General features: G+C 69.5%; 16 protein-coding genes. 15 read left to right on the forward strand and 1 reads right to left on the reverse strand.

Features of this window, described 5'->3' with window-relative positions:
• Window positions 1-288 precede the first annotated feature (288 nt).
• From dop to prcA, 5 genes are all read left to right on the forward strand, one after another.
• The gene (dop, locus tag ACWGIF_RS36210; protein ID WP_453503910.1) at window positions 289-1,800 is read left to right on the forward strand and encodes a depupylase/deamidase Dop; all 1,512 of its coding nucleotides are present in this window, start codon (window positions 289-291) and stop codon (window positions 1,798-1,800) included.
• Between the two features lie 182 nt (window positions 1,801-1,982).
• Window positions 1,983-2,195, forward strand: coding sequence for a ubiquitin-like protein Pup (locus tag ACWGIF_RS36215; protein ID WP_030233608.1), 213 nt, complete (start codon window positions 1,983-1,985; stop codon window positions 2,193-2,195).
• A 407-nt stretch (window positions 2,196-2,602) separates the two neighbouring features.
• Window positions 2,603-2,836 carry an endonuclease VII domain-containing protein gene (locus ACWGIF_RS36220; protein ID WP_453503932.1) on the forward strand — a complete coding sequence of 78 codons (234 nt, stop codon included), beginning with the start codon at window positions 2,603-2,605 and terminating at the stop codon, window positions 2,834-2,836.
• Entirely contained in the window at window positions 2,788-3,627 is an 840-nt protein-coding gene (gene prcB, locus ACWGIF_RS36225; protein ID WP_453503912.1) for a proteasome subunit beta, read from the forward strand. The genes ACWGIF_RS36220 and prcB overlap by 49 nt, the downstream gene beginning before the upstream one ends.
• 46 nt (window positions 3,628-3,673) lie before the next feature.
• On the forward strand, window positions 3,674-4,438 hold the full coding sequence (prcA, locus tag ACWGIF_RS36230; protein WP_326591974.1) for a proteasome subunit alpha: 765 nt from the start codon (window positions 3,674-3,676) through the stop codon (window positions 4,436-4,438).
• Between the two features lie 99 nt (window positions 4,439-4,537).
• Here prcA and ACWGIF_RS36235 read toward each other — a convergent pair whose 3' ends face one another.
• On the reverse strand, window positions 4,538-5,548 hold the full coding sequence (locus ACWGIF_RS36235; protein ID WP_453503914.1) for a LacI family DNA-binding transcriptional regulator: 1,011 nt from the start codon (window positions 5,546-5,548) through the stop codon (window positions 4,538-4,540).
• 135 nt (window positions 5,549-5,683) lie between these two features.
• Between ACWGIF_RS36235 and ACWGIF_RS36240 the strand changes: the two genes are divergently transcribed.
• From ACWGIF_RS36240 to tatC, 10 genes are all read left to right on the forward strand, one after another.
• The gene (locus ACWGIF_RS36240) at window positions 5,684-6,946 is read left to right on the forward strand and encodes an MFS transporter (RefSeq protein ID WP_453503916.1); all 1,263 of its coding nucleotides are present in this window, start codon (window positions 5,684-5,686) and stop codon (window positions 6,944-6,946) included.
• Window positions 6,947-7,107: 161 nt separating this feature from the next.
• On the forward strand, window positions 7,108-8,469 hold the full coding sequence (gene pafA, locus ACWGIF_RS36245) for a Pup--protein ligase (protein ID WP_031153848.1): 1,362 nt from the start codon (window positions 7,108-7,110) through the stop codon (window positions 8,467-8,469).
• A gap of 115 nt (window positions 8,470-8,584) precedes the next feature.
• Window positions 8,585-9,526 (forward strand): FKBP-type peptidyl-prolyl cis-trans isomerase, encoded by a 942-nt coding sequence (locus tag ACWGIF_RS36250; RefSeq protein ID WP_453503918.1) that lies wholly within the window; start codon window positions 8,585-8,587, stop codon window positions 9,524-9,526.
• Window positions 9,527-9,554: 28 nt separating this feature from the next.
• Window positions 9,555-9,950 (forward strand): FKBP-type peptidyl-prolyl cis-trans isomerase, encoded by a 396-nt coding sequence (locus ACWGIF_RS36255; RefSeq protein WP_453503920.1) that lies wholly within the window; start codon window positions 9,555-9,557, stop codon window positions 9,948-9,950.
• A gap of 129 nt (window positions 9,951-10,079) precedes the next feature.
• The gene (locus tag ACWGIF_RS36260) at window positions 10,080-11,036 is read left to right on the forward strand and encodes a helix-turn-helix transcriptional regulator (RefSeq protein WP_453503922.1); all 957 of its coding nucleotides are present in this window, start codon (window positions 10,080-10,082) and stop codon (window positions 11,034-11,036) included.
• Between the two features lie 184 nt (window positions 11,037-11,220).
• Complete coding sequence (locus ACWGIF_RS36265; protein WP_453503923.1) at window positions 11,221-12,189, forward strand: helix-turn-helix transcriptional regulator; 969 nt, start codon at window positions 11,221-11,223, stop codon at window positions 12,187-12,189.
• A gap of 14 nt (window positions 12,190-12,203) precedes the next feature.
• A complete protein-coding gene (locus ACWGIF_RS36270) occupies window positions 12,204-12,431 on the forward strand; it encodes a CpXC domain-containing protein (protein ID WP_327261670.1) in 228 nt (75 codons plus the stop codon).
• A gap of 26 nt (window positions 12,432-12,457) precedes the next feature.
• The gene (locus tag ACWGIF_RS36275) at window positions 12,458-12,658 is read left to right on the forward strand and encodes a hypothetical protein (RefSeq protein WP_453503926.1); all 201 of its coding nucleotides are present in this window, start codon (window positions 12,458-12,460) and stop codon (window positions 12,656-12,658) included.
• A gap of 194 nt (window positions 12,659-12,852) precedes the next feature.
• Window positions 12,853-13,146 carry a Sec-independent protein translocase subunit TatA gene (gene tatA / locus ACWGIF_RS36280; protein ID WP_453503928.1) on the forward strand — a complete coding sequence of 98 codons (294 nt, stop codon included), beginning with the start codon at window positions 12,853-12,855 and terminating at the stop codon, window positions 13,144-13,146.
• Between the two features lie 47 nt (window positions 13,147-13,193).
• Entirely contained in the window at window positions 13,194-14,150 is a 957-nt protein-coding gene (gene tatC, locus ACWGIF_RS36285) for a twin-arginine translocase subunit TatC (protein ID WP_453503930.1), read from the forward strand.
• Window positions 14,151-14,234 lie beyond the last annotated feature (84 nt).

Consider the following 14,234-nt stretch of genomic DNA (forward strand, 5'->3'; position numbering starts at 1 on the left):
TTTTTTTTTATAATATACAGCTGTGTGGGGGGGGGGGTGGGTATCCCCTCCCCGGGCATCCGCAGCCGACTGCTTTACCCGACTGCTTTACCGGCCGCTTTTCAGCCGGTGACAGGGCGGATTCAATGACGGAAATGATCTCCCCACGAGCGCGCAGTGGTTCTAGGCTCTTCCGTACCGCCGGCCGCGCAGTGCGGGGACGGGCACCGCACAGTCACACGCACCGGAGCACCAGCGGTACTTGAGCGCCGCTCCCGAAGGGGAGCGCCGCCGGGCAAGGAGGGCCGCATGACCGTACGGCGAGTAATGGGGATCGAGACGGAGTACGGGATCTCCGTTCCGGGGCACCCGAACGCCAATGCCATGCTCACCTCGTCCCAGATCGTCAACGCCTACGCGGCGGCGATGCACCGGGCGCGACGCGCCCGCTGGGACTTCGAGGAGGAGAACCCGCTGCGGGACGCCCGCGGCTTCGACCTCGCCCGCGAGGCCGCCGACAACAGCCAGCTCACCGACGAGGACATCGGCCTCGCCAACGTCATCCTCACCAACGGCGCACGGCTCTACGTCGACCACGCGCACCCCGAGTACAGCTCGCCGGAGATCACCAACCCGCTCGACGCCGTGCTCTGGGACAAGGCCGGCGAACGGATCATGGCCGAGGCCGCCGTACGGGCGGCCCAGCTGCCCGGCGCCCAGCCGATCCACCTCTACAAGAACAACACCGACAACAAGGGCGCCTCCTACGGCACGCACGAGAACTACCTGATGAAGAGGGAAACCCCCTTCTCGGAGATCGTGCGCCACCTGACCCCCTTCTTCGTCTCGCGACAGGTCGTGACCGGCGCGGGACGCGTGGGCATCGGCCAGGACGGCCGCGAGCACGGCTTCCAGATCAGCCAGCGCGCGGACTACTTCGAGGTCGAGGTCGGCCTGGAGACCACCCTGAAGCGGCCCATCATCAACACCCGGGACGAGCCGCACTCGGACGCCGAGAAGTACCGCCGGCTCCACGTGATCATCGGCGACGCGAACCTCTCCGAGATCTCCACGTACCTGAAACTCGGCACGACGGCACTTGTCCTGTCCATGATCGAGGACGGGTTCATCAACGTCGACCTCGCCGTCGACCAGCCCGTACGCACCCTCCACCAGGTCTCACACGACCCCGACCTCAAGCACCTGATCACGCTGCGCAGCGGGCGGACGCTGACCGCCGTGCAACTCCAGATGGAGTACTTCGAGCTGGCGCGGAAGTACGTGGACGAGCGGTTCGGCTCCGACGCGGACGAGCAGACCAAGGACGTCCTGGTCCGCTGGGAGGACGTGCTGGGCCGGCTGGAGAGCGACCCGATGAGCCTGTCGGGGGAGCTGGACTGGATCGCCAAGCGGGAGATCCTGGAGGGCTACCGGCGCCGGGACGGGCTCGGCTGGGACGCGGCGCGGCTGCACCTGGTCGACCTCCAGTACGCGGACGTGCGGCCCGAGAAGGGCCTCTACAACCGGCTGGTGGCCCGGGGCAAGATGAAGCGACTGGTGGAGGAGCCGGCCGTCGAGCGGGCCCAGAGCAAGCCTCCGGAGGACACCCGGGCCTACTTCCGCGGCCGCTGCCTGGAGCAGTACGCGGACGATGTGGCCGCGGCCTCCTGGGACTCGGTGATCTTCGACCTCCCGGGCCGGGACTCGCTCCAGCGGGTCCCGACGCTGGAACCCCTGCGGGGCACTCGGAACCACGTCAAGGAGCTCCTGGACCGCTGCCGCACGGCGGAGGACCTGGTGCGGGTGCTTTCGGGGCAGTGAGCGGTGCCTTCGGGGCCTGAAAGGGCCCCGGTGCGGGAATCATGAAGAGAACCGGACTGTGAAAGTACGGGGACGAATGTCGGACCCTCCTAGTAGGGTCCGGCGTAGGGTCTGATCTTGAGAGATCCCGAATCCCGGGGTCTCTCGACGTGAGCGTGCGAACCGAGCGGGGTGAGGTAGACATGGCGACCAAGGACACCGGCGGCGGACAGCAGAAGGCGACGCGCTCGACCGAGGAGGTCGAGGAGGCGGCGGTCGAGGAATCGACCGACCTCAAGGAGCGCCAGGAAAAGCTCTCCGACGACGTCGACTCCGTACTTGACGAGATTGACGATGTACTCGAAGAGAACGCCGAGGATTTCGTTCGGAGTTTCGTACAAAAAGGCGGCGAATAGCCTTCGAATCTAAGGTGAACTCGCGAGCATTGGCTCCATGTCCAATGGAACGAAGTGGTGTCGCGGCTGCAGTCGCGACGTGCTACTGAGCGGGTTCGCCCTAGACCGTAATCGTGGCGACGGCCTTCAGCCGAGTTGTCGTGAGTGCGTGGCTGAGTACAGTGCCGCGCACTACCGACGCCGCCAGGCTGCTAGTGGCAAGGTCGTCAAAGAAAAGGTGGATGTCCCGTCCGGCCGGCCACAAGCTCTGCCGGCTGTGTGGTGAGGTCAAGCCGCACAGTGAGTGGCACAAGAACGCATCAGCGTCCGACGGCTTATCCACCCGGTGCAAGGCGTGCAGGGCCATCCAGGGCCGGGCGGGGCACTTGAAGCGCTCGTACGGCATCACCGAGGCTGAGCGCGACGAGATGATCGCCGCTCAGGGCGGGGTCTGCGTGATCTGTCAGAAGGCTCCGGCAGAGCACGTTGATCACGATCATCAGACGGGTAAGGTCCGAGGCGTACTGTGCTTCAGCTGTAACGCAGCCCTGGGGCAGTTCAAGGATCGGCCGGACGTCATGAGGCGTGCAGCCGCTTACGTGGAAGGAAACCTGTGGAACCCAACACTCGTAGCACAGGGCGTCTACCGGCAGCCTTCCTGACGCCGGGGTCGTCGTCCTTCATGGACTTCCTGGGGGCGCACTCGCCCGACATGCTGCCCGGCAACCGCAAGCTGCCGGACGGTGTGATCGAGGCGCCGCACGGGACGACCATCGTGGCCGCCACCTTCCCCGGCGGGGTCGTGCTCGCCGGTGACCGGCGGGCGACCATGGGGAACATGATCGCGCAGCGGGACATCGAGAAGGTGTTCCCTGCGGACGAGTACTCCGCCGTCGGCATCGCCGGTACCGCCGGTCTGGCCGTGGAGATGGTGAAGCTGTTCCAGCTGGAGCTGGAGCACTTCGAGAAGGTGGAGGGGACGACCCTCTCCCTGGAGGGCAAGGCCAACCGGCTCTCCACCATGATCCGGAGCAATCTGGGCATGGCGATGCAGGGGCTGGCCGTCGTACCGCTGTTCGCCGGGTACGACGAGGCCAAGGAGAAGGGCCGGATCTTCTCCTACGACGTGACCGGCGGCCGCTCCGAGGAGCACGGCTTCGCCGCCACCGGTTCCGGCTCGATCTTCGCCCGCGGTTCCATGAAGAAGCTGTACCGCGACGACCTGACGGAGCAGCAGGCCACCACACTCGTCGTGCAGGCCCTGTACGACGCAGCCGACGACGACTCGGCGACCGGTGGCCCGGACCTGTACCGCCGGATCTTCCCGATCGTCACCGTCATCACCGACGAGGGCTTCCGCAGGCTCAGCGAGGTGGAGTCCTCGGAGCTCGCGCGGGCCATCACCGAGCGGCGCATGGAGCAGCCCGACGGGCCGCGCGCGGCCCTGCTCTGATCACTCCTCGTCTCCTCGTCGCCCAGAAGAAAGGGACGGACTACCGGTGTCGACTCCGTTCTATGTGTCACCCCAGCAGGCCATGGCCGACCGGGCGGAATACGCCCGGAAGGGCATCGCCCGCGGTCGCAGCCTTGTCGTGCTGCAGTACGCCGACGGCATTGTGTTCGTCGGTGAGAACCCGTCCCGTGCGCTGCACAAGTTCAGTGAGATCTACGACCGGATCGGTTTCGCGGCCGCCGGCAAGTACAACGAGTACGAGAACCTGCGGATCGGTGGTGTGCGGTACGCGGATCTGCGTGGGTACACCTATGACCGTGACGATGTGACGGCCCGTGGGCTGGCGAACGTGTACGCGCAGACGCTCGGCACGATCTTCTCCAGTGCGGGTGAGAAGCCGTACGAGGTGGAGCTGGTCGTCGCGGAGGTGGGTGCGACGGCTGCGGGGGACCAGATCTACCGGCTGCCGCACGACGGGTCGATCGTGGACGAGCACGGTTCGGTCGCGGTGGGCGGTAATGCCGAGCAGATCAGTACGTTCCTGGATCAGCGGCATCAGGACGGGATGACCCTGTCCGAGGCGTTGAAGCTGGCGGTGCAGGCGTTGTCGAGTCAGGCGAACGGTGCGGACAAGACGATTCCGGCCGAGCGGCTGGAGGTTGCGGTGCTGGACCGGACGCGGGCGCAGCAGCGGAAGTTCAAGCGGATTCGCGGCCGGCAGCTGGCGCGGTTGCTGGAGGCGAATGTGCCGGCGGCGGCCCAGGCGGATGCCGTGTCGAATGAGGAGGCTCCGGAGGACGAGGCGGAGTAGGACCTCGTAGGGCCTCGCAGATATCGGAGCCCCGGTTCGCCGTTCGCGGTGGGCCGGGGCTTCGTCGTGTCCGGGGGTGCGCGTTGAGGGGTCCGGGGTTCAGGGGGTGGGGGCGGGGCCGGTGGAGCCGCGGGGGATGAGTCGGACGGGGATGTCGGGGGCGGTCCAGGGGGTGCCTTCGAGGACGGCGAGGAGGGCGGTCATGCCTTGTTCGCCGACGCGTTCGGCGGGGAGGTGGACGGTGGTGAGTTCGGGTTCGACGGCGGTGGCGAGGGCGAGGTCGTCGAAGCCGGTGACGGAGAGGTCTTCGGGGATGCGCAGGCCGAGGCGGCGGGCGGCTTTGCAGGCGCCGGCGGCGAGGATGTCGTCGTCGCAGACGATGGCCGTGGGCCGGTCCCGGGGGGTTGTGAGGGGCGTGGTGAGGGCGGCCTCGGTGGCCGTACGGGCGCCTTCCACGGTGAGGGGGGCGCATACGGTGCGCAGCTCGTTGTCGGGGCCCAGGAGGGCGGTCAGGGCTTCGGCGCGGGTGTCGAAGGTCCAGGAGTCGACGGCGGAGGCGAGGTGGAGGAAGCGCCGGTGGCCGTGGGTGAGGAGGTGTGTGGTGATCTGGCGCATGCCGTCGGCGATGGCGAGGTTGACGTGGGCGGCGGCGGTGTGGGCGGTGGGGTCGCTGTCGAGCATGACGAGGGGGAGGGTGTCGCCGCCGATGGCGCGGAGGGCGTCGGCGGCCATGGAGGAGGCGATGACTCCGTCGAGGGCGGCGCGGGCGGAGGCGAAGGGGTCGCGGGCGGGGCCGGTGCCGTCGGGGGAGGGGTAGAGGACGACGCCGAAGCCGTGTTCTGCGGCGACGCGGGCGGCGCCGGTGTAGACGCGGGCGAAGAATTCGTTGGTGAGGGCGGGGACGACGAGGAGGGCGGTGCGGGTGGAGCCGAGGCGGAGGTTGCGGGCGGCGAGGTTGGGGCGGTAGCCGAGGCGGGTGGCGGTTTCGCGCACGTGGGTGGCGGTGCGTTCGGAGACGCGGCCGGGCCATTTGTCGCCGAGGACGAGGGAGACGGTGGCCTGGGAGACACCGGCGGCGGTGGCGACGTCGCGACTGGTGGGTCTCGTCACAGGTGGCTCCTGAAGTGCGAGGTCGGGGGTGGTGGAGGGGTCTGTGGGGTGGACCCGTGGACTGTGGCTATGGTACGTATGACGAGTCACGTTATACGTATTACCCCGGCGGGATCCGGGCAGAAGGGGGCGGAGATGGCTGCGGGATACGCGGAGCTGCTGGGGACCCGGCACGCCGCGAGGCTGCTGGTGGGCACCCTCATAGGCAGGCTGCCCAACGCCACGGCGCCGATCGCGATCGTGCTGTTCACGCGTGCCGAGGGCGGCAGCTACAGCCTTGCGGGGGCGCTGGCGGCCGCGTACGGGCTGGCCAATGCGGTGGGGCAGCCGCTGCTGGGGCGGGCCGTGGACCTGTTCGGGCAGCCGCGCGTGCAGCTTCCGGCGGCCGTGGTGTCGGCGCTGGGCATGGTGTGGCTGGCGCTCGCCGGTACGGGGGCGGTGGCGGCCGCGTACGCCGCGGTGGTCGTGGCGGGGCTGTTCACGCCGCCGCTGGAGGGCGGGTTGCGGGCGCTGTGGCCGGGGGTGCTGGGGGGCCGTGAGGAGAGGGTGCACGCCGCGTACGCGATGGACGCGGTGGCCCAGGAGGTCATGTTCACGGTCGGTCCGCTGCTGGTGACGCTGTTCGTGGCGGTGTGGTCGCCGGCGGGTGCGCTGCTGGCCCTCAACGCCGTCGGGGTGCTGGGTGCGCTCTCGGTCGTGGTCAGCGAGCCGTCCCGCGCGTGGCGTTCGGCGCCGCGGGAGGCGCACTGGCTGGGCGCTCTGCGTTCGCGGGGGCTGCTGGCGTTGCTGGGTGCCTTCTTCTTCGTGGGTACGGCGCTGGGGTCGATCACCGTGGCCGGTGTGGCGTACGCGGACGATCACGGGAATCAGGCCGTGTACGGCTGGCTGATGGCGGCGCTCGGGCTGGGTGCGCTGATCGGTGGCGTGTTCTACGGTGCCCGGCGGTGGGCGGGTGCGCCGGAGCGGCGGCTGCGGTTGCTGGTGGCGCTGCTCGCGCTCTGCTATCTGCCGCTGATGCTGACGCCGGGTCCGGTGGCGATGACGGTGCTCGCGGCGCTGTCGGGTGTGTTCCTGGCGCCCGCTCTCGCGTGTGCGTTCATCGTGGTGGACCGGCACGCTCCGGCGGGGACGGTGACGGAGGCGTTCTCGTGGCTGGTGACGTTCTTCGGGGTGGGTGCGGCCATCGGTACGGCGGTGGCGGGTCCGGTGGTGGAGCTGGGTGGTACGGCGGCGAGTTTCGGTGTGGCGAGCGTCGCGGGGGGTGCGGCCCTGCTGGTGCTGATGGTCACTCAGCGGGTGCTGGCAACTGCGGGGCCGAGCCGCGCCGTGGCGGGTTCGTCTGAGGGGGCGTCGGGCGATGCGCGTGAGGTGCCGTCCGGGGCTGCGTCGGGGGGCTGATGGGCGGGTGGGGAGGCGGTGCGGGGGCGGTGTGGAGGCGGCCATGTGGCGGTGCGTCGGAGGGCTCGGCGGCCCGGTGAATCGGCCCGCTCGTGGGAACTGATCGAAACGGCGCTCCCGTTCCCGGTTTCAGAAGAGGGCAGAAGGCGTAATGTTCAGTCATGGACCGCCGCATTTTCGGGCTGGAGAACGAGTACGGCGTCACGTGCACGTTCAGGGGACAGCGCCGACTGTCTCCTGACGAAGTGGCGCGCTACCTCTTCCGCCGTGTTGTGTCATGGGGCCGCAGCAGCAATGTCTTCCTGCGGAACGGCGCCCGCCTGTACCTCGACGTGGGTTCGCATCCGGAATATGCAACTCCCGAATGCGACAACGTGACCGAGCTGGTCACGCACGACAAAGCAGGCGAGCGCATTCTCGAAGGACTGCTCGTCGACGCCGAACGCCGCCTGCACGAGGAGGGAATCGCGGGCGACGTCTATCTCTTCAAGAACAACACCGACTCGGCGGGCAACTCGTACGGCTGCCACGAGAACTACCTGGTGGCCCGGCACGGGGAATTCTCCCGCCTGGCGGACATTCTCATTCCGTTCCTTGTCACGCGGCAGCTGATCTGCGGCGCCGGCAAGGTCCTGCAGACCCCTCGGGGCGCGGTCTACTGCGTGAGCCAGCGGGCCGAGCACATCTGGGAGGGTGTCAGCTCGGCGACGACCCGTTCGCGGCCGATCATCAACACCCGGGACGAGCCGCACGCGGATGCCGAGCGCTACCGCCGGCTGCACGTGATCGTGGGTGACTCGAACATGTCCGAGACGACCATGCTGCTGAAGGTCGGGGCCACCGACCTGGTGCTGCGCATGATCGAGGCGGGCACGGTGATGCGGGACCTGACCCTGGAGAACCCGATCCGGGCGATCCGCGAGGTCAGCCACGACATCACGGGTCAGCGCAAGGTGCGTCTGGCGAGTGGCCGGGAGGCCTCGGCGCTGGAGATCCAGCGGGAGTACTACGACAAGGCGGTGGACTTCGCCGAGCGCCGGGGTATCCGTACCGGTGTGGTGGACCAGGTGCTGGAGCTGTGGGGTCGCACGCTCGACGCGATCGACGCGGAGGACCTGGACCGGATCGGGACCGAGATCGACTGGGTCATGAAGTACCAGCTGATCGAGCGGTACCGGGGCAAGCACAACATGACCATGTCGAATCCGCGGGTGGCTCAGATAGACCTCGCGTATCACGACATCCATCGCCGGCGCGGGCTGTACTACCTGCTGGAGCGCAAGGGGCAGGCGGCGCGGATCTGCAACGACCTCAAGATCTTCGAGGGCAAGTCGGTGCCGCCGCAGACGACGCGGGCGCGGCTGCGGGGTGATTTCATCCGGCGGGCGCAGGAGCAGCGGCGGGACTTCACGGTGGACTGGGTGCACCTGAAGCTCAATGACCAGGCGCAGCGGACGGTGCTGTGCAAGGACCCGTTCCGGTCGGTGGACGACCGGGTGGAGAAGCTGATCGCCGGCATGTAGCGCTGCGGTGTGACATCGCACTCCTCGCCAGGGCCCCGTACAGATCTCGTACGGGGCCCTGTGCACGGCTTAGAGTGGCGGGCGACCGCCTTGCCGTCTGAGATCTGAGGAACCCGTGCGCCGACTTGCCGGCCTGCTTGTCGTACCCCTTCTGCTGCTGACGACCGCAGCGTGTGGCGACGACAGCGGCTCCGACTCCGCCCAGATGAAGAACGGGGCGCCCGCGATCACCAAGGGTGCCAAGTTCGGGGAGACGCCCACCCTGTCGAAGGGGAAGGGCGCGCCGCCCAAGGAGCTGAAGGTGGTGACCATCAGCGAGGGCACCGGCCAGGTACTCAAGAAGGACGACATCGCGCAGGTCAACTACTACGGCCAGGTGTGGGACGGCACGGAGCCGTTCGACCAGAGCTTCGGCCGGCCCGCGCCGTTCGGCCTGACGATCGGCGCCGGCGGCGTCATCAAGGGCTGGGACCAGGGCCTCGAGGGGCAGAAGGTCGGCAGCCGCGTCGAGCTCGTGATTCCGCCGGAGCTCGGTTACGGGGCCCAGGGCTCGGGCGAGAAGATCAAGCCGAACGCCACGCTGGTCTTCGTCGTGGACATCCTCAAGGGCACCACCGTCCAGGCCTCGGCCACGGGCAAGGAGGTCGCCCAGGACAACAAGGACCTGCCCAAGGTCGGCACGAACACGGACGGCAAGGAAGTCTCCGTGACCGTCCCCAAGGACACCGCGGAGCCGGCCAAGCTGGTCTCGAGCTACGTCCTGGAGGGCGACGGCGCGGTGGTGAAGGACACCGACACCGTCGTGGTCAAGTTCCACGGCAAGACGTGGAAGGACGACAAGACCTTCGAGAGCACGTACACCAGCGGGCAGACGGTCACCTGGCCGCTGTCGGAGCTGTCGGTCACGGGCCTGAAGGAAGGCCTGATCGGCAAGAAGGCCGGCAGCCGCATCCTGCTGGTCATCCCGCCGGACATGGCCTTCGGGGACAAGGAGCAGGGCACCATCCCGGCCAAGTCGACGCTGGTCTTCAGCCTCGACATCCTCGCGGTGATGTAAGACTGTTCCGGTTGACCGTTTCGTACGCATGAGGAGCAGTGCCGTGAGCGACAAGCTCGAGAAGCCCGAGATCGACTTCCCCGAGGGCGAAGCCCCGAAGGACCTCAAGATCGAGGAGATCTGGGTCGGCGACGGCGAGGAGGCCAAGAAGGGGGACCGCGTCTCCGTCCACTACGTGGGTGTGGCCTTCTCCACCGGTGAGGAGTTCGACGCTTCCTGGAACCGCGGTTCCGCGCTCCAGTTCCAGCTCGGTGTCGGCCAGGTCATCGCCGGATGGGACCAGGGCGTGCAGGGCATGAAGGTCGGCGGCCGCCGCAAGCTGACGATCCCCGCCCACCTTGCCTACGGGGAGCGCGGCGCGGGCGGTGCGATCGCCCCGGGCGAGACGCTGATCTTCGTCTGCGACCTGGTCAAGGTCGGCTGATCCGGGAATCCGCGAGCAGCAGAGGGGCCCCCGCCGTCCGGCGGGGGCCCTCGCTTTTTGCCGGGGGGCGCCGGGGCGGTACGGTCAACGGTCACGAGTGTGTGTGTGGAGATCGGGGGAAGGGCGTCGATGGCGATTGCCAAGGCCGAGCGGCTGATGAATCTGGCGCTGTGTCTGCTGGGGACCCGCCGGCCGCTCAGCAAGCGCGAGTTGCGCGGTTCCATCGAGGCCTACATGGAGGCCGGCAACGACGAGTCCTTCAACCGCATGTTCGAGCGGGACAAGGACGATCTGCGCGAACTCGGCCTGGTCATCGAGACGGTCGAGAACCTGGAGGGCGAGACCGGCTATCTGGCCCGCCGGGACAGCAACCGGCTGCCCCCCGTCTCCCTGGACGCCGAGGAGGCCGCCGCCCTGGGGCTGGCGGCCAAGGTCTGGCAGCAGGCGCGCCTCGCGGGAGCCGCCAGCGGCGCCCTGCAGAAGCTGCGCGCGGGCGGGATGCCCGAGGCGGGCGACCCGTACGAGGGGCAGCACAGCGCCATCGAGCCGCGCATCCCGGTCCACGAGGCGGCCTTCGAGCCGCTGATGCTGGCCTGCCGGGACCGTCGGCCGGTGGTCTTCGACTACCGCAAGTCCACTGCGGCACGGCCCGAGACCCGTCAGGTGGAGCCCTGGGCGCTGGAGTGCTGGCGAGGTCACTGGTACCTGGCCGGATACGACCGCGACCGCGGGGCGGAGCGGGTGTTCCGGCTCTCCCGGATCACCGGCAAGGTCCGCTCGCGCGCGGCCAGGTACACCGCGGAGGTGCCCGACGTGGTGACCGTGCGGGAGACCGTGGCGAGCTGGGCCGGGGAGAGCGCGGACCGCTCCGCGCTGATCCGGCTGCGGGCCGGGGCGGGCTACCCGCTGCGGGCCAAGGCCACCGCGGTGTGCGAGGGCGGGGACGGCTGGGACGAGCTGGAGATTCCGTACGGGCACGGGCTGGACGCCTGGCTCGTGGAGTTCGGGCCCGACGTCGTCGTGGTCGGGCCCGCCGACCTGCGGGCGGACGTGGTGGACCGGCTGCGGGCCGTCGCCGGAGCCTGAGCGGGGGGCGGCGGCCGTCGCCGATCCGCCCCGCCGATCCGCCCCGCCGAATCCGTCACCGTCCCGATCCGTCACCGTCCCGATCCGCCACCGCCCCGATCCGGCCGTCGTACCACCCCGGCCGCCGCACCATCCGAAGTACAGCGACATCCACAGACGTGCCCTGAGGGGGAGACGTACCAGCATGGCTGCCAACGCCATCGACCAGACCCGCCGGATGCTGTCCCTGGTGACCTATCTGCGCGAGCGCCCCGGGGCGCACGTCGCCGACGTCGCGCGTGCCTTCGGGATCACCGAGGACGAGCTGATCTCGGACCTCGACGTGCTGCCCATGTGCGGGACCAGCTTCCGGGGCGGCGACCTGCTCGACATCGACACCGACGGGGAGCGCATCTGGTGGCGCAATCCCGACGCCTCGGGGGAGTCCACTGCCGAGCCGCTGCGGCTGGCCGCCGACGAGGCGACCGCGCTGCTGGTCGCCGCCCGCGCGGTGGCGACCCTGCCCGGGCTGCGCGAGAGCGACCGGGACGCCCTGCTGCGGGCCACCGCCAAGCTGGAGGCGGCCGCGGGCGAGGCGGCCGGGGCCAGCGCCCGGCTGTCGGTGACCTTCGAGTCCGAGGGCGGGGTCTTCGCGGACGTCGACCGGGCCATCGCGGAGCGCCGGCGGCTGTGGCTGCGCTACTACTCGCCCGCACGCGACGAGCTCACCGAACGCACGGTCGATCCGATCCGTCTCTTCGCGGTCGGCCACACCTATATGGAGGGGTGGTGCCACCTGTCCGAGGCCCGGCGCACCTTCCGCCTCGACCGGGTCGCGGAGATCAGGCTGCTCGACGAGCGGGCCGAGCCGCCCGCCATCGAGCCGCGCGACCTGTCCGAGGGGCTGGTCCAGCCGGCCGCCGAGGACCCGGAGGTCGTGGTCGAGGTGGGGCCGGGCGGGCGCTGGGTCGCCGAGTACTACCCGCACGACAGCGCGGAGGAGCTGGCCGGCGGAGGCCTTCGGATCACGCTGCGCAGTCCGGATCCGGCCTCGCTGCGCCGGCTCGCGCTGCGGCTGGGCCGCGAGGGGCGCATCGTCGCTCCCGCAGAGCTGGCGGACAGTGCGCGCAGCGCCGCCCGGGAGGCACTCGCGGGGTACGGGGAACAGGTCTGAGGGGAACGCGGTCGATGTCGCCAACGTCCGGGCCCGTCGCCTTCAAGGCGTCCTGTCCCGACTGCCGCGCCCGCTTCGAACTGGACGCGGGCGCCCTGCGGCTGGCCATCGGCGGCAGCCGGCGGGCCACCTTCTACTCCTTCACGTGTCCTGAATGCGGCGCCGCCGTCCGCAAACCGGCCGGTGAGCGCATCGTGGAACTGCTGACCGGCGGTGGCGTGAGCACCCTGCGCAGCATCTGACCCGGCGGGTGGCCTAGGCTCGCCCCATGCTGTGGCCGATGTTCGCAATTGCCCTGGGCTTCCTCGGAGTCGCCGTGCTCGCCGTGCTGGCCGTACGGGTCCACGTGGAGGTGCGCAGACTGTCCGGCCAGGTCGCGCAGGCCAGCCGCCGGATCACCGACGCGTCGGTGGACCTCGAACGGGCTGCCGCCGACCTGGCCCGGGCGGGCCACGCCGTGCGCCCGTAAGCCGCACCTCCTCAGAACCCTCCTGGAAGCGGGACGAACGCGCAGGAACAGGCCATAGGCCACCGGCCTGGACGCAAGCGGGGGGACGCCCGGGGATTGCCGGGCGTTAACCCCCTGGGGTTACGATCCTCGGTAGAGACAGTCCTAGGCGCCCGTCCGGTGTGCTGTGAACCTCGGAGAAAAGGAAGATACCTATGTTCGGCAACCTCAGGGGTTGGGAAATCTTCGTCATTCTCGGAGTCATCATCCTGCTGTTCGGCGCCAAGAAGCTCCCCGACATGGCCCGCTCCCTCGGCAAGTCGGCCCGCATCCTCAAGAGCGAGGCCAAGGCCATGAAGAAGGACGGCGAGGCCGAGGACGCGCCCGCCGCCACCGTCGCGGACCAGGCCGGCCAGCAGCCCGTCGCCCCGCGCACCATCCAGGCCGCGCCCGGTGACGTCACCAGCGCCCGGCCGGTGAGCGAGACGAACCGCACCGCCCAGGGCTGACGCACGCCGTACACGCCAGTCATCTGCAACGAGACAAGGGACGTGGGTTGCTCAAGTCTGCCCGCAAGCAGGGGAAAGCGGACAAGGACGCCGAAGGGCGGATGCCTCTTGTCGAGCACCTGCGTGAGCTGAGAAACCGCCTGCTGAAGTCGGTCCTGGCGATCCTGCTGATCACCATCGTGGCCGCCTTCTTCTACAGGGACATCATCAACTTCCTGTTGAAGCCGATGCTGGACTCCGTCGGCTGTACCAATGGCGTCGTGACCCAGCGCAACGGCCGCCCCTGCGCCGACATGACCGTGAACGGCCTCATCTCCGCGTTCTCGATCGCCCTGAAGGTCTCGCTCATGGCCGGTGTCGTGCTGTCCGCGCCGGTGTGGCTCTACCAGCTGTGGGCGTTCGCCGCCCCCGGGCTGCACAGCCACGAGAAGAAGTACGCGCGGAGCTTCGTCGCGGTCGGCGCGCCGCTGTTCGCGGCCGGCGCCGTGCTCGCGTACAAGATCCTTCCGCAGACCGCGATGATCCTGCTGGAGTTCACCCCCGACCACACGCGCAACCTGCTGCCGGTCGACGACTACCTCGACCTGGTCAGCCGCATGGTGATCGTGTTCGGTCTGGCCTTCGAACTGCCGCTGCTGCTGATCCTGCTGAACTTCACCGGCGTGCTCACGGGCAAGCGGCTGGGCAGCTGGTGGCGGGGCATGGTCCTCGGCATCACGGTCTTCGCCGCCTTCGCGACCCCCACCGGTGACCCGCCGACCATGCTGGCGCTGGCCCTGCCCATCGTCGCCCTCTACTTCATCGCCCTCGGCATCTGTCTCCTCAACGACCGGCGGCGCGCGCGCAAGGACCCCGACGCGGGCCTGAGCGACGACGAGGCCTCCGAGCTGGACCTGACCCCCGCGCCCATCGGCGCGCTGGAATCGGTCCCGGCCCCCGCCGCCCTGCCCGGACAGGCCGACGGCGGACGCCAGCGGATCAACGGCTACGACGACGCGACCTGACCCGACCGGCAGGCCCCGCGGGGTGAGCCACGAGGCCACCCTCCCCCTGCGTCCCGCCGCCGGAAGCGGCCGGCTCGCGCGCAC

This window comes from Streptomyces sp. NPDC054849 (assembly GCF_053610945.1).